This is a genomic window from Streptomyces sp. NPDC004111 (assembly GCF_042874215.1).
Lineage (GTDB): Bacteria > Actinomycetota > Actinomycetes > Streptomycetales > Streptomycetaceae > Streptomyces.
Genome location: NZ_JBIAMU010000006.1, coordinates 130,171 through 149,149 on the forward strand (window position 1 = coordinate 130,171; position 18,979 = coordinate 149,149).

At 71.3% G+C, this 18,979-nt stretch carries 19 protein-coding genes; 8 read left to right on the forward strand and 11 right to left on the reverse strand.

Going from position 1 to position 18,979, the window contains the following annotated elements:
- Positions 1–47 precede the first annotated feature (47 nt).
- On the reverse strand, positions 48–914 hold the full coding sequence (locus ACFYVL_RS14595; RefSeq protein ID WP_389244457.1) for a phosphotransferase enzyme family protein: 867 nt from the start codon (positions 912–914) through the stop codon (positions 48–50).
- 175 nt (positions 915–1,089) lie between these two features.
- Between ACFYVL_RS14595 and ACFYVL_RS14600 the strand changes: the two genes are divergently transcribed.
- The 8 genes from ACFYVL_RS14600 (at position 1,090) to ACFYVL_RS14635 (ending at position 9,478) form a co-directional block, all read left to right on the forward strand.
- Positions 1,090–2,112, forward strand: coding sequence for a carbohydrate ABC transporter permease (locus tag ACFYVL_RS14600; protein ID WP_389244459.1), 1,023 nt, complete (start codon positions 1,090–1,092; stop codon positions 2,110–2,112).
- Positions 2,109–2,948 carry a carbohydrate ABC transporter permease gene (locus tag ACFYVL_RS14605; RefSeq protein ID WP_389244461.1) on the forward strand — a complete coding sequence of 280 codons (840 nt, stop codon included), beginning with the start codon at positions 2,109–2,111 and terminating at the stop codon, positions 2,946–2,948. The genes ACFYVL_RS14600 and ACFYVL_RS14605 overlap by 4 nt, the downstream gene beginning before the upstream one ends.
- A complete protein-coding gene (locus ACFYVL_RS14610) occupies positions 2,948–4,252 on the forward strand; it encodes an ABC transporter substrate-binding protein (RefSeq protein WP_389244463.1) in 1,305 nt (434 codons plus the stop codon). Before ACFYVL_RS14605 ends, ACFYVL_RS14610 begins: the two co-directional genes overlap by 1 nt.
- Positions 4,253–4,310: 58 nt before the next feature.
- Positions 4,311–5,537 (forward strand): macrolide-inactivating glycosyltransferase, encoded by a 1,227-nt coding sequence (gene mgt / locus ACFYVL_RS14615; protein WP_389244465.1) that lies wholly within the window; start codon positions 4,311–4,313, stop codon positions 5,535–5,537.
- Between the two features lie 312 nt (positions 5,538–5,849).
- The gene (locus tag ACFYVL_RS14620) at positions 5,850–7,034 is read left to right on the forward strand and encodes a S8 family peptidase (RefSeq protein ID WP_389244467.1); all 1,185 of its coding nucleotides are present in this window, start codon (positions 5,850–5,852) and stop codon (positions 7,032–7,034) included.
- Between the two features lie 114 nt (positions 7,035–7,148).
- The gene (locus ACFYVL_RS14625) at positions 7,149–7,700 is read left to right on the forward strand and encodes a DUF1697 domain-containing protein (RefSeq protein WP_389244469.1); all 552 of its coding nucleotides are present in this window, start codon (positions 7,149–7,151) and stop codon (positions 7,698–7,700) included.
- A 59-nt stretch (positions 7,701–7,759) separates the two neighbouring features.
- On the forward strand, positions 7,760–8,791 hold the full coding sequence (locus tag ACFYVL_RS14630) for a ketopantoate reductase family protein (RefSeq protein ID WP_389244471.1): 1,032 nt from the start codon (positions 7,760–7,762) through the stop codon (positions 8,789–8,791).
- Between the two features lie 66 nt (positions 8,792–8,857).
- Complete coding sequence (locus ACFYVL_RS14635; RefSeq protein WP_389244473.1) at positions 8,858–9,478, forward strand: DsbA family protein; 621 nt, start codon at positions 8,858–8,860, stop codon at positions 9,476–9,478.
- A gap of 65 nt (positions 9,479–9,543) precedes the next feature.
- Here ACFYVL_RS14635 and ACFYVL_RS14640 read toward each other — a convergent pair whose 3' ends face one another.
- The 10 genes from ACFYVL_RS14640 to ACFYVL_RS14685 form a co-directional block, all read right to left on the reverse strand.
- A complete protein-coding gene (locus tag ACFYVL_RS14640) occupies positions 9,544–10,287 on the reverse strand; it encodes a sirohydrochlorin chelatase (RefSeq protein WP_389244475.1) in 744 nt (247 codons plus the stop codon).
- 5 nt (positions 10,288–10,292) lie between these two features.
- Positions 10,293–11,300: an ABC transporter permease gene (locus ACFYVL_RS14645; RefSeq protein WP_389244478.1), complete on the reverse strand. Its 1,008-nt coding sequence runs from the start codon at positions 11,298–11,300 to the stop codon at positions 10,293–10,295.
- Positions 11,287–12,111, reverse strand: coding sequence for an ABC transporter ATP-binding protein (locus ACFYVL_RS14650; RefSeq protein ID WP_389244480.1), 825 nt, complete (start codon positions 12,109–12,111; stop codon positions 11,287–11,289). Before ACFYVL_RS14650 ends, ACFYVL_RS14645 begins: the two co-directional genes overlap by 14 nt.
- A gap of 52 nt (positions 12,112–12,163) precedes the next feature.
- Positions 12,164–13,276: an aliphatic sulfonate ABC transporter substrate-binding protein gene (locus ACFYVL_RS14655; RefSeq protein ID WP_389244482.1), complete on the reverse strand. Its 1,113-nt coding sequence runs from the start codon at positions 13,274–13,276 to the stop codon at positions 12,164–12,166.
- 240 nt (positions 13,277–13,516) lie between these two features.
- Positions 13,517–14,851 carry a sulfate adenylyltransferase subunit 1 gene (locus ACFYVL_RS14660; protein WP_389244484.1) on the reverse strand — a complete coding sequence of 445 codons (1,335 nt, stop codon included), beginning with the start codon at positions 14,849–14,851 and terminating at the stop codon, positions 13,517–13,519.
- Complete coding sequence (cysD, locus tag ACFYVL_RS14665) at positions 14,852–15,790, reverse strand: sulfate adenylyltransferase subunit CysD (RefSeq protein ID WP_389244486.1); 939 nt, start codon at positions 15,788–15,790, stop codon at positions 14,852–14,854.
- The gene (cysC, locus tag ACFYVL_RS14670) at positions 15,787–16,344 is read right to left on the reverse strand and encodes an adenylyl-sulfate kinase (protein ID WP_389244488.1); all 558 of its coding nucleotides are present in this window, start codon (positions 16,342–16,344) and stop codon (positions 15,787–15,789) included. The genes cysD and cysC overlap by 4 nt, the downstream gene beginning before the upstream one ends.
- A complete protein-coding gene (locus ACFYVL_RS14675; protein ID WP_389244490.1) occupies positions 16,341–17,036 on the reverse strand; it encodes a phosphoadenylyl-sulfate reductase in 696 nt (231 codons plus the stop codon). Before ACFYVL_RS14675 ends, cysC begins: the two co-directional genes overlap by 4 nt.
- Positions 17,033–17,215 carry a hypothetical protein gene (locus tag ACFYVL_RS14680; protein WP_389244492.1) on the reverse strand — a complete coding sequence of 61 codons (183 nt, stop codon included), beginning with the start codon at positions 17,213–17,215 and terminating at the stop codon, positions 17,033–17,035. Before ACFYVL_RS14680 ends, ACFYVL_RS14675 begins: the two co-directional genes overlap by 4 nt.
- Positions 17,212–18,918, reverse strand: a complete 1,707-nt coding sequence (locus ACFYVL_RS14685) for a nitrite/sulfite reductase (RefSeq protein WP_389244494.1) — start codon at positions 18,916–18,918, stop codon at positions 17,212–17,214. Before ACFYVL_RS14685 ends, ACFYVL_RS14680 begins: the two co-directional genes overlap by 4 nt.
- Between the last annotated feature and the right edge of the window lie 61 nt (positions 18,919–18,979).

Here is an 18,979-nt window from a genome sequence, read left to right on the forward strand (position 1 = left end):
TTCCGCCCCCGGAGGGCGGCCCCGCCGCCCAAGGCGACGGCGGGGGGTCAGAAGGGGTACCAGCGGACCTGGGGGTTGTTCTCGCGGAGGGAGGTGACCCTGCGGCGGAACTCGGCGAGTGCTTTCGGGTTGGTGGGCGCGTGCTGCGCCACCCACGCGCAGCTCGCCGTCTCCCGCGCTCCCCGGAGCACCGTGCACCCGTCCCACTCCCGCACGTCCCACCCGTACGTGGCGACGAACGCGTCGTACGCCTCCTGGGGGAGCCCGTACCGGTCCAGCGACAGGGCCATCACGACGAGGTCGTGCTCGCGGAAGTCGGAAGAGAAGGTCTCCAGGTCCACCAGGACGGGACCGTCCGGACCCACCAGCACGTTCCGGGGCAGCGCGTCGCCGTGGATCGGACCGGTCGCGAGCCGCGGGTTCAGTGCCGCTGCCGCCGCCGCGAAACCGTCCCGGCGCCCGCGCAGGTACACCGCGTCCTCGGGGTCGATCGCGTCGCCCGCCAGCCGCAGCCAGCGCTCCACCCCGTCGAGCAGATCGCGCGGCGGCAGCACGAACGGCGGGGCGGGCAGCGCGTGCACCAGGTTGAGCAGCGCGGCCACGTCGCGCGGCTCGGACGGGCGGACCGCCTCCGGCAGCCTGTGCCAGAGGGTCACCGGGTGCCCGTCCACCAGCCACGGCTTGTCCGCCGCCGGGCGCACCGCGGGCACCCCGGCCGTCGCCAGCCACTGACCGACGGCCAGTTCGCGTTCGGCCCTGGCCGCCAGGTCGGGGGAGCCCCGGCCCACCTTCGCCACGAAGGAGCCGTCCGCGCCCTCCACGGCGAACACCGCGTTCTCGCCCAGGGACAGCAGCTTCGCACCGGCGGCGAGCCCGGTCGCCTCCAGCACCTCGCGTGCGCGCGTCTCGTCCATCGTCGTGCTCTCCGTTACGGATAGTTCCGGGGTGAATCCGTCAAAGTCTCGCATCCGCGCAGGCAGGACCTGCAGTTCGGCTTGACGAACCGACAGGGCGTCAGCACGATGACGGGGGTCGCCAGGGCGGCCAGAACGGTATGAACAACCCAAACTGCCCTAAGGAGCCGAATTCGTGCGATTGGCGACCGACGAGGGGCAGTCGGAAAAACCCGACCGACCACGCACCGGCAGAACCAGCAGAACCGGCAGAACAGGTAAAACCGGCAGACCCGGCGGGAGCGGCAGGGCCGGCGGATCGGGCGGGCCCGGCGGGCGGGCCGGGCGGGCCACCGACTTCGGCGCCTGGTTCCTGGTCCTGCCCGCCCTCATCCCGATCCTGCTCCTCAGCGTCGGCCCGCTCCTCTACGGCATCGCCCTCGCCTTCACCGACGCGCAGTCCGGCCGCACCGCCCCCACCCAGTGGACCGGCCTCCTCAACTTCCAGGACCTGCTGCACGACACCCTCTTCTGGGACTCCTTCCGGATCGGCCTTCTCTGGGCGGTCGGCGTCACCGTCCCCCAGTTCCTGCTTGCCCTGGGACTGGCCCTGCTGCTCAACCAGAACCTCCGCTTCCGGTGGCTGGCGCGCGCCCTGGCGATCGTTCCCTGGGCCATGCCCGAGGTCGTCGTCGGCATCATGTGGCGCCTGGTCTACAACCCCGACGCGGGCATCCTCAACGAAACGATCCGGAACCTGGGCCTCGGCGACGGGCGCGACTGGCTCACCGGCCTCGCCACCGCCCTGCCCGCGGTGATCCTCGTCGGCGTCTGGGCCGGGATGCCGCAGACCACCGTGGCCCTGCTCGCCGGACTCCAGAACACCCCGCACGAACTGCACGAGGCCGCCGCCCTCGACGGCGCCGGTGCCTGGCGCCGGTTCCGCACCGTCACCTGGCCCGCCCTCAAGCCCGTCGCGCTCTCCATCACCGCGCTCAACTTCATCTGGAACTTCAACTCCTTCGCCCTGGTCTACGTGCTGACCAGCGGCGGACCCGGCGGCCGGACCCGGCTGCCGATGCTCTTCGCGTACGAGGAGGCCTTCCGCTACGGCCAGTTCGGGTACGCCGCCGCCATGGGCTGCGTGATGGTCGCGGTGGTCTCCGTACTGCTCGCCCTGTTCCTGGTGGGCAGGCTCAAGGGAGGCGAGGACGGATGAGTCTCCGTACCAGCAGACCCGCGCGGGCCGGCCAGTACCTCGCGCTTCTCGCGTATCTGGTCTTCCTCGCGTTCCCGTTCCTGTGGCTGATCTCCACGTCCTTCAAGTCCCCGCGCGAGCTGGGCGACCTGCACCCCACCTGGATCCCCAAGGACCCGAGCCTCGACAACTACCGGCAGGCCTTCGCGGAGCAGCCGCTGCTCGAAGCGGCGCTCAACAGCCTCACCGCGGCCCTCGCCGCCGCGCTGATCGCCGTCGTCGTCGCGACCCCCATGGCGTTCGTGCTCGCCCGCCACCGCTCCCGGCTGACCACCGCGGCGACCGGCTGGGTCGTGGTCAGCCAGGCGTTCCCGTTCGTCCTGGTGATCATCCCGCTGTTCCTGATCCTGAAGAACCTGCACCTGATCAACTCGCTGCCCGGTCTGATCATGGTGTACGTCGTCTGGTCACTGCCCTTCGCGCTGTGGATGCTCGTCGGGTACGTCCGCGCGGTCCCGCGCGAGCTGGAGGAGGCGGCGGCCGTGGACGGCGCGGGCAGGCTGCGCACCCTCGTGTCGGTCACCGCGCCGCTGCTCGCGCCGGGGCTGGTCGCCACCGCGCTGTTCGCGTTCATCACCGCATGGAACGAGTTCTTCTTCGCGCTCGTCCTGCTCAAGTCCCCGGAGAAGCAGACCTTGCCGGTCATCCTGACGCACTTCATCGGCACCGAGGGCGTCGCCGACCTCGGCCCGCTGGCCGCCGCGGCCTTCCTCGCCACCCTGCCCTCCCTGGTCATCTTCGCGGTCATCCAGAAGCGGATCACCGGCGGCATGCTGGCCGGGGCGGTGAAGAGCTGATGCGCGCCCGCCGGCTCGCGGCCCTGCTGTGCGGCGTCCTGCTCCTCTCCGGCTGCGCGGCCACCGGGCGGGGCCCGGACGACAACGGCGTGATCACCCTGCGCTTCCAGTCGCTGGCCTGGCAGAAGGAGTCCGTGGACATCAACAAGCAGCTGGTGGCGGAGTGGAACGCGGCCCACCCCAAGGTCCGCGTCGAGTACGTCCAGGGCAGCTGGGACAACGTCCACGACCAGCTGCTCACCTCCTTCGAGGGCGGCGAGGCGCCCGACATCATCCACGACGCCTCCGACGACCTCGCCGACTTCGCGTACGGCGGGGACATCGCCGACCTCACCCCGTACCTCACCGGCCCGCTGGAGCGGCTGCGCGAGGACATCCCGCAGCGCAGCTGGCGGACCACCACCTTCGACAGCAAGGTGTACGGCGTCCCCTTCCTCCAGGAGCCGCGCGTCCTGATCGCCAACGCCAAGCTGCTCCGGACCTCCGGCGTCCGCGTCCCGACCCCCGCGAAGCCGTGGACCTGGGAGGAGTTCCGGCAGGTGACGAGGAAGCTCACCGCCGACATGGGGCCGAAGAGGTACGGCGTCGCCTGGCCCCTCAAGGAACCCGTCTCGGCCACCCTCAACCTCGGTCTCACTGCGGGCGGCGAGCTGTTCCGCAGGGGCGGCGACGGGAAGTTCTCCGTACGGTTCACCGAGGGCGACGCGGTGGTGCCCGCCACCGTCCACGACCAGGTCAACACCGACCGCTCCGCCTCCGCCGCCACCCTGGGCATGGGCGGCTCCGACACCCTGCCCGGCTTCTTCGGCGGCAAGTACGCGATGGTCCCGCTGGGCTTCTCCTACCGCCAGCAGATCGCCGAGCAGGCGCCCGAGGGCTTCGAGTGGACCGTGCTGCCGGCCCCGGCGGGCACGGACGGGCTCGCCCAGGGGGTGAGCCCGCAGACGCTGTCGGTGGCCGAGGACAGCCCGTACAAGAAGGAGGCCGTCCAGTTCCTCGACTTCTTCCTGCGGACGGAGAACATGGTGCGCCTGGCCAAGGGCGACTGGATGCTGCCGACCGGCGGCCAGGCACTCAAGGACCCCGCGCTGCACGCGGCGAAGGACGGCTGGGCCACCGGCACCGCACTCGCCGCGCACCTGCGGGCGGCCCCCGCGCAGGAGGTGCGCGGCTATCCCGAGTGGAAGGACAAGGTCGCCACGCCCGCCTACCAGGAGTACTACAGCGGGGCGATCGACGAGGCCGCGCTGCGCCAACGCCTGGAGAGGGACGGCAACTTGGTGCTCGCCCGCTACCAGCGCTGAGGGGCACGGCACCACAAAGAACTTGCACGAGACGTCTCGTCTCGCTTACGGTACGGGCATGAACGCCGAGCCCCGCGCCGCCGCGCACATCGCCATGTTCTCCATCGCCTTTCCCGGCCACGTCAACCCCAGCCTCGAAGTGGTGCGCGAGCTGGTCGCGCGGGGCCACCGGGTCAGCTACGCGATCCCCGCCTCCTTCGCCGACAGGTTCGCCGCCACCGGTGCGACACCCGTGATCTACACCTCGTCCCTCCCGGACGAGAACGCCGATCCGGAGGTCTGGGGCACCGAACTCGTCGACAACCTGGAGCCGTTCCTGGAGAACGGCATCAACGCCCTGCCCGAACTGATCGAAGCGTTCGAGGGCGACGAGCCCGACCTCGTCCTCCACGACATCACCGGCTACCCGGCCCCGGTCCTGGCCCACCGCTGGGGAGTTCCCGCGATCTCGCTGTCGCCGAACATGGTCGCCTGGGAGGGGTACGAGGAAGAGGTCGCCAAGCCCATGCAGGCCGAGCTGCTGAAGACCGAGCGGGGCCGGGCGTACATCGACCGCTTCGCCGGCTGGCTGCGGGCCAACGACCTGCCGGCGGACGACTACCTCTCGTTCCTCGCGCCCACCCGCTCCCTCGTCCTGATCCCCAAGGCCCTCCAGTGGAGCGCCGACCGGGTCGACACGGACATCCACACCTTCGTCGGCGCCTGCCAGGGCGACCGCTCCGACCAGGGGGAGTGGCACCGCCCGGCCGGGGCGGAGAAGGTCGTACTGGTCTCGCTCGGCTCGTCGTTCACCAAGCAGCCCGCCTTCTACCGCGAGTGCCTGCGGGCGTTCGGCGACCTGCCCGGCTGGCACCTGGTGCTCCAGATCGGCCGCAATGTCGAGGTCAGTGAACTGGGAGAGATTCCGGAGAACGTCGAAGTGTCCTCCTGGGTGCCGCAGTTGGCGATCCTCAAGCAGGCGGACCTGTTCGTCACGCACGCCGGTGCGGGAGGCAGCCAGGAAGGTCTCGCCACCCGCACGCCCATGATCGCCGTGCCGCAGGCCGTCGACCAGTTCGGCAACGCCGACGTGCTCCAGGGGCTCGGAGTGGCCCGGCGTATCGACACCGCCGACGCCACCGCCGAACTCCTGCGCACCACCGGCGAATCGCTTCTCTCCGATCCCGAGGTCGCCCGGAAGCTCGCCGAAATCGCGGCGGACATGGCGACGGAGGGCGGAACCCGGCGCGCGGCGGACCTCATCGAGGCGGAACTGCCCGTCACTCCCCGGTCGATCCTCCCCTAGTTCTTTCGCAATTGAGGAGATGAAGAGAAGAAGTGAAGGAGCCCGGCCCTTGCGATATTCGCAAGGGCCAGGCTTTTTGTGAAGGCGTGAACTGACTTAGAAGTAAGAATGGTTGACCCGGTGCCCGACTCGGGGTGCACTGTCCATATTTTTGATTACGGATTTTTGTTTAATGGATTACGGCCGTATGGAGGTCTTGATCTGTCGCCGTCAATCCGCCAGTGTTTCGTGCCAACCCCCGGAGGACTTCCGGTCGCCGGGGGTACCCCCACACATTCCCCCCACAAAAGAATGGCGAGGAGACCCCTCTTCATGGCCATACACAGGACCAAGCTGATCGCGGCGATAACCACCGTTGCCGCTGTGGCAGGCATGACCGCCCTCACCGCTCCCTCGGCGGGTGCGGCTCCGGCGGAAGGTATCGTCTACGGTGCCAACGCCCAGGGCGCGGTAGCGGGCAGCTACATCGTGATGCTCGACCAGAAGGCGGACAAGCAGGCCCTCGCCAAGAACTACGGCGGCGAACTGAAGCGCAACTACAACTCCGCCATCAACGGCTTCTCCGCCTCCGGCCTCACCGAGACCGAGGCCAAGCGCCTGGCCGCCGACCCGGCCGTCGCCAAGGTCGTGCAGAACAAGAAGTTCACCGCCGACGCCACCCAGGACAACCCGCCGTCGTGGGGCATCGACCGCATCGACCAGGCCGACACGGCCGGCGACAAGAAGTACACCTACCCAGACAGCGCGGGCGAGGGCGTCACCGCGTACGTCGTCGACACCGGAGTCCGGATCAGCCACAAGGACTTCGGCGGACGCGCCGTCTCCGGCTTCGACGCCATCGACAACGACGACAACGCGGACGACGGCAACGGCCACGGCACGCACGTCGCCGGCACCATCGCGGGCACCGCCCACGGCGTCGCCAAGAAGGCGAAGATCGTCGCCGTCCGGGTGCTCGACGACTCGGGCTCGGGCACCACCGAGCAGGTCGTCGCGGGCATCGATTGGGTCACCAAGAACCACAAGGGCCCCTCCGTCGCCAACATGAGCCTCGGCGGCGGCGCCGACCCGGCCCTCGACGAAGCGGTCCAGAAGGCCATCGCCTCCGGCGTCACCTTCGCGGTCGCCGCCGGAAACGACGCCAGCGACGCCAAGGACCAGTCCCCGGCACGCGTCAAGGAGGCCATCACGGTCGCCTCCTCCACCAAGGACGACGCCCAGTCCGACTTCTCCAACTTCGGTTCGATCGTGGACATCTACGCCCCCGGCTCGGACATCACCTCGGCGTGGAACGACAGCGACGACGGTACGAAGACGATCTCCGGCACCTCGATGGCGACACCGCACGTGGTCGGCGCGGCAGCCGTCTACCTGGCCGGCCACAAGGACGCCACCCCGGCGCAGGTCGCGGAGGCCCTGACCGGCGGCGCCACCCCGGACAAGATCACCAACCCGTCCGCGGGCACGCCGAACAAGCTGCTGAAGGTCGTCGAGTAAGGACCACCGGAAGCACCGCCGGCCCCACCCGGCACCGCTGACCCATCGGCCGCCGTGCTCTTCCCCCACGGAGCGCGGCGGCCGATTGTCAGTGCCGGCACCTATCGTTCGGCCATGACGACGAAGAGGTACGCGGCGCTCCTGCGGGGTGTCAACGTGGGCGGCGCCAAAGTCCCGATGGCGGAACTGCGCACCCTGCTCGCGGAGTTGGGGCACACCGACATTCGCACCCACCTCAACAGCGGGAACGCGGTATTCCGCGCGGACGCCGCCACTCCCGAGGACGAACTCGCCCGCGCCCTCGAAGACGCCCTCGAAAAGCACTTCGGCAGCAGGATCCCCTGCCTGGTGCGCGACCACGTCTACCTGCGCGCGGTCGCCGACGCCTGCCCCTTCCCGGCCGCCGAACTCCAGGGCAGACAACTCCACGCCACCTTCTACTCCGCGCTCCCCGACCCCGGCCGATTCGCCGCACTCGCGAAGGAGACGTACCTCCCCGAGGAATTCCGGCTCGGCGACAGGGTCCTCTATCTGTACGCCCCCGACGGACTCGGCCGCTCCAAACTCGGCGAAGCCCTCTCCCGCCCCGCCCTCAACAAGGGCGTCACCGCCACCAGCCGCAACTGGAACACCGTCGTGAAGCTGGTCGAACTCACCGCCCCCTGAGCGCCCCGCACCGCGTCGGGCATGATCGTCGTACGACACGCGAAGAACGAGGGGGCCTCATGCGGTACATCATCATCGGCGCGGGAGCGGTCGGCGGCGTGATCGGCGGACGGCTGGCCGAGAGCGGCCACGACGTGGTGCTGGTGGCCCGCGGCAGCCACCTCGCGGCACTGCGCGAGAGCGGACTGCGGCTCACCACCCCGCAGGGCACCCGCACGCTGCGCCTGCCCACCGCGGCCGGACCCGACGACGTGGAGCTGCGCCCCGGCGACGTACTCGTCCTCGCCGTCAAGACCCAGGACAGTGTCGCCGCGCTCGACGCGTGGAGCGCGCGCCCGGTCGCCGGCGGAGGCACGGCGGGCGAACTGCTGCCCGTGATCTGCGCCCAGAACGGCGTCGAGAACGAACGCCTCGCCCTGCGCCGCTTCCGCCACGTCTACGCGATGTGCGTCTACCTCCCCGCCACCTTCCTCGACGACGGGGCGGTGTCCGCGGCCGGTGACCCGCTGACCGGCGTCCTGCACCTCGGCCGCTACCCGGCGGGCACCGACGACACGGCCCGTGCGGTCGCCGCGGACCTGGAGAAGTCGTACTTCCTGGCCCCGGTGGTGCCCGACACCATGCGCTGGAAGTACGCCAAGCTGCTGAGCAACACGGCCAACTCGGTCGGCGCCCTGTGCGGTGCCGAAGGGCTCGCCACCCCCGCGGGCCGGGACCTCGTCGCGCGCACGGTCGCCGAGGCCCGTACGGTCCTGGCGGCCGCGGGCATCGAGGCGGTCGGCGACGCCGAAGCGGCCGAGGCCAGGAACGGCCGGGTCGTGATGGCCAGGCTGGAGAGCGGCGGGGCGGGCGCCGGATCGTCCTGGCAGAGCCTGGCACGCGGCACCGGCAGCGTCGAGGCCGACTACCTGAACGGCGAGGTGTCCCTGCTGGGCGGCCTGCACGGGGTGCCGACCCCGGTCAACGACACCCTGTGCCGGCTGGCCAACGAGTTCGCCGGGCAGCGGCGGGCGGCCGGTTCGATGCCCGCGGAGGAGATCGCCCGGGAAGTGGCCGCGGCGACGGCCGCGGCGGGAGCCGCACCGGCGTAAATGGCCCAGCGGAACGCGCCGCGAATGGACCGGACCCAAGGGCCGCCCGCTGGCTAGGGTCGACCCATGACGACGACTTCGGTGGACTTCTACTTCGACCCCGCGTGCCCCTTCGCCTGGATCACCTCCCGCTGGATGCTGGAGGTGGAGAAGGAGCGCGACCTCGCCCTGCGGTTCCGCCCCATGAGCCTGTTCCTGCACAACGAGGGCAACGAACTCCCCGACTGGTACCGCGATCTGGTCGACAGGTCGATCGGCCCGGTACGGGTGGCCGTCGCCGCGGCGCAGCAGGCGGGGGAGCAGGCCGAGGACGGAGTCCTGCGCGACCTCTACACCGCCCTCGGCACCCGCATCCACCAGGAGAAGATCGAGGACTTCGACGAGGTGGTCGCCCAGGCGCTCGCCGAGTTGGGACTGCCCGCCGAACTGGCGCGGGCGGCGCACTCGACGGAGTACGACGACGCGGTCCGCCGCAGCCACGAGGCCGGCTTCGACCCGGAGGCGGGCGGCTACGTCGGGACGCCGACGATCCACGTCGACGGCACGGTCTGGTTCGGCCCGGTGCTCCAGGCGATCCCGCGCGGGAAGGAGGCGGCCGAGCTCTTCGACAGCTTCCGGGTACTGGCCAACCACGCCGGATTCTTCGAGCTGAAGCGGACCCGGGGCGGCACCCTCGACTTCGGCTGAGCCGCCGCCCGCCGCCCGCCGCCCGCCGCCCGCCGCCCGCCGCGCCGCGGGCCCCGCCCGGTCCGCTACGCGGCGACGAGCACCCGGGCCCGCGCCCGGGCGTACCGCTGGAGCACCAGCCGTGCCAGTTCCGGGGAGGCGCCCAGCACGTCCGCCAGCACGTCCGCCCCGGCCGCGCCCCGGGCGATCCGGTCCGGGAGCCGGCCGGGGGCCAGGACGTACGGGGCGACGGCCACCCTCCGTACTCCGGTCTCCCGCAGTTCCCGTACGACGTCCTCCGTACGGGGCAGAGCAGCGGAGGCGAACGCAGGCCGCACGGCGCACCAACCGGTGTGCCGCAGCTCCCGCGCGATTTCAGCGATCACTGCGATCGCCTCCGGGTCCGTGGAGCCCGCCGAGGCCAGGACGACCCCGGTCGAGCTCTTGTCGGCGGGGCGCAGGCCCGCCTCGTACAGCCGTCCCTCGACCGCCGTCAGCAGCAGCGGGGAGGGCCCCAGCACGTCCGCCCGGCCGATGCGCAGCCCTGGGTGCCGCCGGGCCGCCGCGTCCAGCACGGCGGGGATGTCCGCCTTGGCGTGGAAGGCGCGGGTCAGCAGGAGGGGAACCGCGATCACGTCGCGCACCCCCTCGGCCGCGAGCCGGTCCAGCACGTCCGGGGCCGAGGGCAGGTCGAAGTCCAGGAAGGACACCTCCACCCGGGTCCACGGCCGCAGCTCCCGGACCCGTGACGCCAGCGCCCGCACGGTCCGCGCGTGGCGCGCGTCGCGGCTGCCGTGGGCGACGAGCAGGAGGACGGGGGCCGCGGTCATGGGGATCAGCTCCTGACGAGGAGGCCGCGGCTGCGCAGCACGCGGCGCTCCAGGGGCGAGAAGAACAGCAGGTCGATGCCGATGCCGACGATCAGGATGAGGATGATCGTGGCCAGCACGCCGGACATGTCGCTGTTGACGCGGAAGTTCTCCATCAACTGGCCCAGTCCGGTGCCGAGGTCCGGCGAGTTGGCGATCAGCTCGGCCGCCATCAGGGACCGCCAGGAGAACGCCCAGCCCTGCTTGAGCCCCGCCAGGTAGCCGGGCAGCGCGGCCGGCAGCAGCACGTGCCGGACGCTCTGCAGGCCGCGCGCACCCAGGGTGCGGCCCGCCCGCAGGTACAGCGGAGGGATCTGGTCGACGCCGGAGACCAGGCCGTTGGCGATCGAGGGGACCGCGCCGAGCAGCACCACCGCGTAGATCGTCGCGTCGGTCAGCCCGAACCAGATGATCGCGGCCGGCACCCAGGCGACGGACGGCAGCGACTGGAGGCCGGAGAGGATCGGGCCGATCGCCGCCCGGACCACCTTCACCCGGGCGACCAGCAGGCCCAGCGGGGTGCCGATGGCCACCGCGACGACGAAGCCCAGGGCGCCGCGCGAGACGCTCGTCCAGATGTAGCCGAGCAGCGTGCCGTCGAGCCACATCGTCTCGACGGCCTTCCAGACGTCGAGCGGTCCCGGCAGGACGTAGTCCGGCTTGAGGTCGGAGGCCGCGGCGAGCTGCCAGACCGTCAGGACCAGGACGATCGCGACGAGCGGCGGGACGACCTTGGCGAGCAGGATCCGGCCGAGGCCGACCCGTTCGCGGGCGGGGCCCGACTCCAGGGCGTCCAGGCCCGCTTCGAGCCCGGCGAGGCCCGCGGCGTCCCGGGACGGCGCGGGGCCGTCCCGGTGCGCGGTGCCTTCGTCCTGGCCGGCCGGTCCGGTGGTCGGTTCGGCGGGCGGTTCGGTCCCGGCGGCCGGTTCGGCCTCGGCGGCCCGGCCGGCCGGGGTGGTCTCAGTGCTGGCCATGTCGGCGGATCTCCCCACGCAGCTGTTCGGTGATCTCTACGGACAGGTCGGCCACCGCGGGGTCCTCGATCCGGCGCGGCTGCGGGATGTCCACCTGCCACTCGCGTGCCACCCGCCCCGGGCGGGACGACAGCAGGACGACGCGCTGCGCGAGCCGCACCGCCTCGCGCACGTTGTGCGTGACGAACAGGACGGAGACCGACGTCTCCGCCCAGATCCGGGTCAGTTCCTCGTGCAGGACGTCCCGGGTGATGGCGTCCAGGGCCGCGAACGGCTCGTCCATCAGCAGCAGGCTGCTGTCCTGGGCGAGTGCCCGCGCGAGGGCGACGCGCTGGCGCATACCGCCCGACAGCTCGTGCACCCGCTTGCCGTACGCGCCCTTCAGCCGTACGAGTTCCAGCAGCCGCTCCGCCTCCGGGCGGCGGTCCGCCTTCGGCACGCCGCGCAGCTTCAGCGCCAGCTCGATGTTGCGGCCCGCGGTGAGCCACGGGAACAGGGCGTGCTCCTGGAACATCAGCGCCGGGCGTCCGCCGGGCACCTCGATCGTCCCGCCGGTCGGCCGGTCCAGCCCGGCCACCAGGTTGAGCAGCGTCGACTTGCCGCAGCCGGACGCCCCCAGGAGGGTCACGAACTCGCCCGGCGCGACATCGAGGGTGATGTCGTCCAGCACGAGCTGTCCGCCCGCGCCCGGCCGGCCGAACGACTTCGAGACATGGTCGATGCGCGCGGCGTACGACGACGCTCCGTCGGCGACCGGAGCGGCGGCTGCCGGGGCGTCCGTCGTGTCCTGCTTGACGAGTGCAGTGGCCATGGGTCTCACCTCCTGGGGGTTGCTGCGGTGTCGGACTGCGGTGTTGCGGGGCTTACTTGACGCCGAGGCCCGCGTCGTCGACGGCGGGCTTCCCGGCCGCCTTGAGGACCTTGTTCAGCGGGCGCAGGTCGTAGATGCCGTCCAGCAGCGGGTCCTTGAGCAGGCCCGCCTTCACCGCGTGCTGGGCCTCGTCGCGCAGGGTGGCGGCCAGCGGGTCGTCGATGACGTCGACGTTGGCGAACGCGCGGTCCAGGACCTTCGCGGGCAGCTCCTTGCCGGAGTCCTTCTTCAGCCGGGCGTTGATGCTCGCCTTCGCCTTGTCGGGGTTGGCCTTGATCCACGCGTTGGTGTTCACCGAGCCGCGCAGCACCGCCTCGACGGCCTCCGGGTGCTCCTTGAGGAACTTCTGCGAGACGATGATGTTCGTGATGACGAACTTCTCGTCCTTCCACAGCTTCTTCTCGTCCAGCAGCACCTTGCCGCCCGCGTCCACCAGCCGGGCCGCGGTCGGCTCCGGCACCCAGGCGCCGTCGATGGCACCGGACTTGAAGGAGTTCGGGATCTCCTTGTTGTCCTGGCGCAGTACGGTCACGTCGCCCTTGCCGGTGGCGGCGTCGACCTTGTGGCCCTTCTCGGAGAGGTAGTTGAGGAGTGCCACGTCCTGGGTGTTGCCGAGCTGCGGGGTGGCGATGCGCTTGCCCTTGATGTCGTCCAGGGACTTGATGCGGTCGCCGTTGACGACCAGGGAGACCCCGCCGGACGCGGAACCGCCGACGATGCGCAGGTTCTGGCCCTTGGACTTGCTGAAGCCGTTGATGGAGGGGGAGGGGCCGATCCAGCCGATGTCGATCGCACCGGCGTTCAGCGCCTCGATCTCCGAGGGGCCGGCGTTGAAGACCTGGGACTTGATCCTCGTGCCGCCCAGCTCCTTCTGGAACAGGCCCTCCTGGAGGCCCGCCAGTGCGGTGGCGTGCGTGACGTTGGCGAAGTAGCCGATCTTCACCTCGTCCAGGCCGCCGATCTTCTGTCCCTTGGCGACGGGGGCGGTCTTGTCCTCGCTCTTGGCCTGGGATCCGTAGCCGCAGGCGCCGAGCACGCCGATCAGCAGGGGCAGTGCGGTCGCGGCGGCCAGCGAGCGGCGCAGGGTGGAGCGGTGGGCAGTCATGGCAGACGGTCCTCGGGTCTTCGTCGATGTGCACGCGAGGGTGCACGGCGTGGGGCACGCGGATGCGTGCGCAAGGGGTGCGTGGGGGGTGCGGTGCGGGTGGGGGAGGTGCGCCGGGCGCCGGAGCCGTACGTCTTCACGCACATCGCCCGACCCCGCCCTGCCCGCTGCCGAGGGTGCCGCTGCCGATCCGGCCGCCCTCCTTCGCGAAGGACGCGTACACATCGAGGAACGTCATGGTCAGAAGTCCCAGCCCGCCTCGTCCGCGACGGCGTCGGCGGTCGCGCCGGCGCCCGCGAAGGACTCGCCCGCCATACCGGCCGCCAGGGTGGTGCCGTCCGCCGGGTCGATCAGGAGGAAGGAACCGGTGCGCCGCGAGTCGGCGTACGAGTCCAGCGCCAGCGGCTCCGCGGTGCGGACCACGACCCGCCCGATGTCGTTGGCGACCAGCTGCCCGGGGGCCGGGTGCTGGGAGAGGTCGTCCAGGGTGAGCCGGGACGGGATCTCCTTGACGATCGCCTTGACGGTGCGGGTGGTGTGCTTGAGCAGCACCCGCTGACCGACGGACAGCGGGCGGTCGGCGACGTGGCAGACGGTCGCCGTGACGTCCTGGGTCGGTGCCGGGGCGTCCGCGCTCGGCGCGATCAGGTCGCCGCGCGAGACGTCGATGTCGTCGGCCAGGCGCAGCGTCACCGACTGCGGAGCCCACGCGATGTCGACGGACTCGCCGAGCGCGTCGATGCCCTCGATGGTGCTGGTGCGGCCGGAGGGCAGCACCGTGACCCGCTCGCCGACCCGGAACGCTCCGGCGGCGATCTGGCCCGCGTAGCCCCGGTAGTCGGGGTGCTCGGCGGACTGCGGCCGGATCACGTACTGCACCGGGAAGCGGGCGTGGCAGGCGGTCAGGTCGTGGGCGACCGGCACCGTCTCCAGGTGCTCCAGGACGGTCGGCCCGCCGTACCAGTCCATGTGCGCGGACGGCTCGACCACGTTGTCCCCGGCGAGCGCGGAGATCGGGATCGCCGTGATCTCGGGGACGCCCAGCTCGCCGGCGTACGCGGTGAACTCTTCGGCGATCTTCGCGAAGACCGGCTCCGCGTAGCCGACCAGGTCCATCTTGTTCACGGCCAGCACGACGTGCGGGACGCGCAGCAGGGCGGCCACGGCGGCGTGCCTGCGGGTCTGCTCGACGACGCCGTTGCGGGCGTCGACCAGCACCACGGCCAGCTCGGCGGTGGACGCGCCGGTCACCATGTTCCGGGTGTACTGCACGTGCCCGGGGGTGTCGGCCAGGATGAAGCGGCGCCGGGCCGTCGCGAAGTAGCGGTAGGCCACGTCGATGGTGATGCCCTGCTCCCGCTCGGCCCGCAGGCCGTCGGTCAGCAGCGCCAGGTCCGGGGCCTCCTGCCCGCGGTTGCGGGACGCGTGCTCGACGGCCTCCAGCTGGTCGGTCAGTACCGACTTGGAGTCGTGCAGCAGCCGCCCGACCAGGGTCGACTTGCCGTCGTCCACGGAACCCGCGGTCGCGAAGCGAAGAAGGGTGGTGGTGCTCAACTGCTCTGCCACGGTGCTCATTTAGAAGTACCCCTCGCGCTTGCGGTCTTCCATCGCGGCCTCGGACATCTTGTCGTCGGCCCGCGTCGCGCCCCGCTCGGTGAGCCGGGACGCGGCGATCTCGGCGATCACTGCCTCCAGCGTGGTGGCGTCTGAGTCGACGGCACCGGTGCAGGACATGTCGCCGACGGTGCGGTAGCGGATCAGCCGGGTCTGCACCGGCTCCGACTCCTTGGGGCCGCCCCACTCGCCGGCGGTCAGCCACATGCCGTTGCGGGCGAACACCTCGCGCTCGTGCGCGTAGTAGATCTCCGGCAGCTCGATCTTCTCGCGGGCGATGTACTGCCAGACGTCCAGCTCGGTCCAGTTGGACAGCGGGAACACCCGCACGTGCTCGCCCGGCGCGTGCCGGCCGTTGTACAGCTGCCACAGCTCGGGGCGCTGGCGGCGCGGGTCCCACTGCGAGAACTCGTCGCGCAGCGAGAACACCCGCTCCTTGGCGCGGGCCTTCTCCTCGTCGCGACGGCCGCCGCCGAAGACCGCGTCGAACCGCTCCGCCTGGATCTTCTCCGTCAGCGGCAGCGTCTGGAGCGGATTGCGCGTGCCGTCGGGCCGCTCGCGCAGCACACCGCGGTCGATGTAGTCCTGGACGGAGGCCACGTGCAGCCGCAGCCCGTGCCGGGCGACGGCCCGGTCCCGGTACTCCAGGACCTCGGGGAAGTTGTGCCCGGTGTCCACGTGCAGCAGCGAGAAGGGGACCGGCGCCGGCGCGAACGCCTTGAGCGCCAGGTGCAGCATGACGATGGAGTCCTTGCCGCCGGAGAAGAGGATCACCGGCCGCTCGAACTCACCCGCCACCTCGCGGAAGATGTGCACCGCCTCGGACTCCAGCGAGTCCAGGTGGCTCAGTGCGAAAGGGCTGCCGAGCCCTTCGCCGGCAGTGCTGGCGGTGGTCGTCATGCCAGACCCCTCTCGGTGAGCAGCGCGTGCAGGGCCGCGGCGGACTCCTGCACGGACTGGGTGTGCGACTCGATGCGCAGGTCCGGGTCGACGGGCACCTCGTAGGGGTCGTCCACCCCGGTGAGGCCCGATATCTCCCCGGCCGCCTGCTTGGCGTACAGGCCCTTCACGTCCCGTACGGAGCACACCTCGACCGGGGTCGCGACGTGCACCTCCAGGTACGCGGTGCCCTCGGACTGGTGCCGCTTGCGGACCGCCTCGCGGCTGTCCGCGTACGGGGCGATGACCGGCGCGAGCGCCAGCACCCCGTTGCGGGCCAGGAGTTCGGCGACGTAGCCGATCCGCTGGACGTTGGTGTGCCGGTCCGCCCGGGTGAAGCCGAGGCCCGCCGAGAGGTACTCGCGGATCTCGTCACCGTCCAGCACCTGGACCTTGCGGCCCTCGGCGCGCAGCTTCTCGGCCAGCGCGTACGCGAGGGTGGTCTTGCCCGCGCTGGGCAGGCCGGTGAGCCAGACGGTGGCTCCGGTCACAGTGGTCTCCTGGTTCGTCGTCATCCGTGCAGCCCGCATTCGGTCTTGCCGCGTCCGGCCCAGCGGCCGGCGCGGGCGTCCTCGCCCGCCAGGACCCGGCGCGTGCAGGGTGCGCAGCCGACGGACGCGTAGCCGTCCGTCAGGAGCGGGTTGGTCAGGACGCCGTGCTCGGCGACGTACGCGTCCACGTCGTCCTGCGTCCAGCGGGCGATCGGGGAGACCTTGACCTTCCGCCGCTTCTCGTCCCAGCCGACGACCGGGGTGTTCGCCCGGGTCGGGGACTCGTCGCGGCGCAGGCCGGTCGCCCACGCGTCGTACGCGCCCAGGCCGTCCTCCAGGGGCTTGACCTTGCGGAGCGCGCAGCACAGGTCGGGGTCGCGGTCGTGCAGCGCGGGCCCGTACTCGGCGTCCTGTTCGGCGACGCTCTGCCGGGGGGTGAGCGTGATGACGTTGACGTCCATCACCGCGTCCACGGCGTCGCGGGTGCCGATGGTCTCCTCGAAGTGGTAGCCGGTGTCGAGGAACACCACGTCGACACCGGGGAGGGCGCGGGACGCCAGGTGGGCGACGACCGCGTCCTCCATGGAGGAGGTCACGCAGAAGCGGCTGCCGAAGGTGGCGGTCGCCCACTTCAGGATGTCCAGCGGGGAAGCGTCCTCAAGGTCGCGTCCGGCCTGTTCCGCCAGCGCGCGCAGGTCTTCCTGAACGGCCGTCATATCCCCTCCCTCTCCTCGGTGCCGGTGCGTGCCACGCCCCGGGCCAGCAGTCCCAGGTACTTCAGCTGGAAGGCCCGGTTGCAGGCGTGGCACTCCCACGCCCCGTGCCCGCTCTCGTGGGGCCTGAGGTCCTCGTCGCCGCAGTAGGGGCAGTGGAAGGGGGCCGCGCGCTCGCTCATGAGAGGTCTCCGTCCGCCGCGCGGGTCACCCAGGTGGCGAACCGCTCGCCGTCCTCGCGCTGGTCCTGGAAGCGGGTGAGGACGCGCTCCACGTAGTCGGGCAGCTCGGCGGAGGTGACCTTCAGGCCGCGGACCTTGCGGCCGAAGCCCGCCTCCAGGCCGAGGGCGCCGCCCAGGTGCACCTGGAAGCCCTCCACCTGGTTGCCGTCGGCGTCCAGCATCAGCTGGCCCTTGAGACCGATGTCCGCGACCTGGATGCGGGCGCAGGCGTTGGGGCAGCCGTTGATGTTGATGGTGATCGGCTCGTCGAACCGCGGGATGCGGCGCTCCAGTTCGTCGATGAGGGAGGCGCCGCGCGCCTTCGTCTCGACGATCGCCAGCTTGCAGAACTCGATGCCGGTGCAGGCCATCGTGCCGCGCCGGAACGGCGACGGGGTGACCCGCAGGTCCAGCGACTCCAGGCCGGAGACCAGCGAGTCGACCTGGTCCTCGGCCACGTCGAGCACGATCATCTTCTGCTCGGCGGTGGTGCGCAGCCGGCCCGAGCCGTGGGCGTCGGCCAGCTCGGCGATCTTCGTCAGCGTGGAGCCGTCGACCCGGCCGACGCGCGGGGCGAAGCCGACGTAGAAGCGGCCGTCCTTCTGCTCGTGCACGCCGAGGTGGTCGCGCCAGGTGCCCTTGGGCTGCTGCGGGGCGGGACCGTCGACCAGCTTGCGCTTCAGGTACTCGTCCTCCAGGACCTGGCGGAACTTCTCCGGGCCCCAGTCCGCGACCAGGAACTTCAGCCGGGCGCGGTTGCGCAGCCGCCGGTAGCCGTAGTCGCGGAAGATGCCGATGACGCCGCCGTACACGTCCGGCACGTCCTCCAGCGCCACCCAGGTGCCCAGTCGCACGCCCAGCTTGGGGTTGGTGGAGAGGCCGCCGCCGACCCACAGGTCGAAGCCGGGGCCGTGCTCGGGGTGCTCGACGCCGACGAACGCGATGTCGTTGATCTCGTGCGCGACGTCCAGCTGCGGCGACCCGGAGACCGCCGACTTGAACTTGCGGGGCAGGTTGGAGAAGTCCGGGTTGCCGATGAAGCGGCGGTAGATCTCCTCGATGGCGGGGGTGCCGTCGATGATCTCGTCGACCGCGATCCCGGCGACCGGCGAGCCGAGGATGACGCGCGGGGTGTCGCCGCACGCCTCGGTCGTGGACAGCCCCACGGCCTCCAGCCGCCGCCAGATCTCCGGCACGTCCTCGATGCGGATCCAGTGGTACTGCACGTTCTGCCGGTCGGTGAGGTCGGCGGTGCCGCGCGCGAACTCCTGCGAGATCTCACCGATGACGCGCAGCTGCTCGGTGGTCAGCCGGCCGCCGTCGATGCGCACCCGCAGCATGAAGTACGCGTCGTCCAGCTCCTCCGGCTCCAGGACCGCGGTCTTGCCGCCGTCGATGCCGGGCTTGCGCTGGGTGTAGAGGCCCCACCAACGCATGCGCCCGCGCAGGTCGTTGGGGTCGATCGAGTCGAATCCACGCTTGGAGTAGATCGTCTCAATGCGTGTCCGCACATTGAGACCGTCGTCGTCCTTCTTGAACTGCTCGTTGCCGTTGAGGGGCGTGTGGTGCCCTACGGCCCACTGGCCTTCGCCACGGTGGCGTCCGGCCTTGCGGCGGGCGGTGGCAGCAGCACCCGCGGCGGGCTTCTCTGGGGTGGCAGGCATGGCGATACGTCCTTCGGGGGTGCGAGCGGGTTTGGCGGACTCGCGGGCAGGCGGCTCTGAC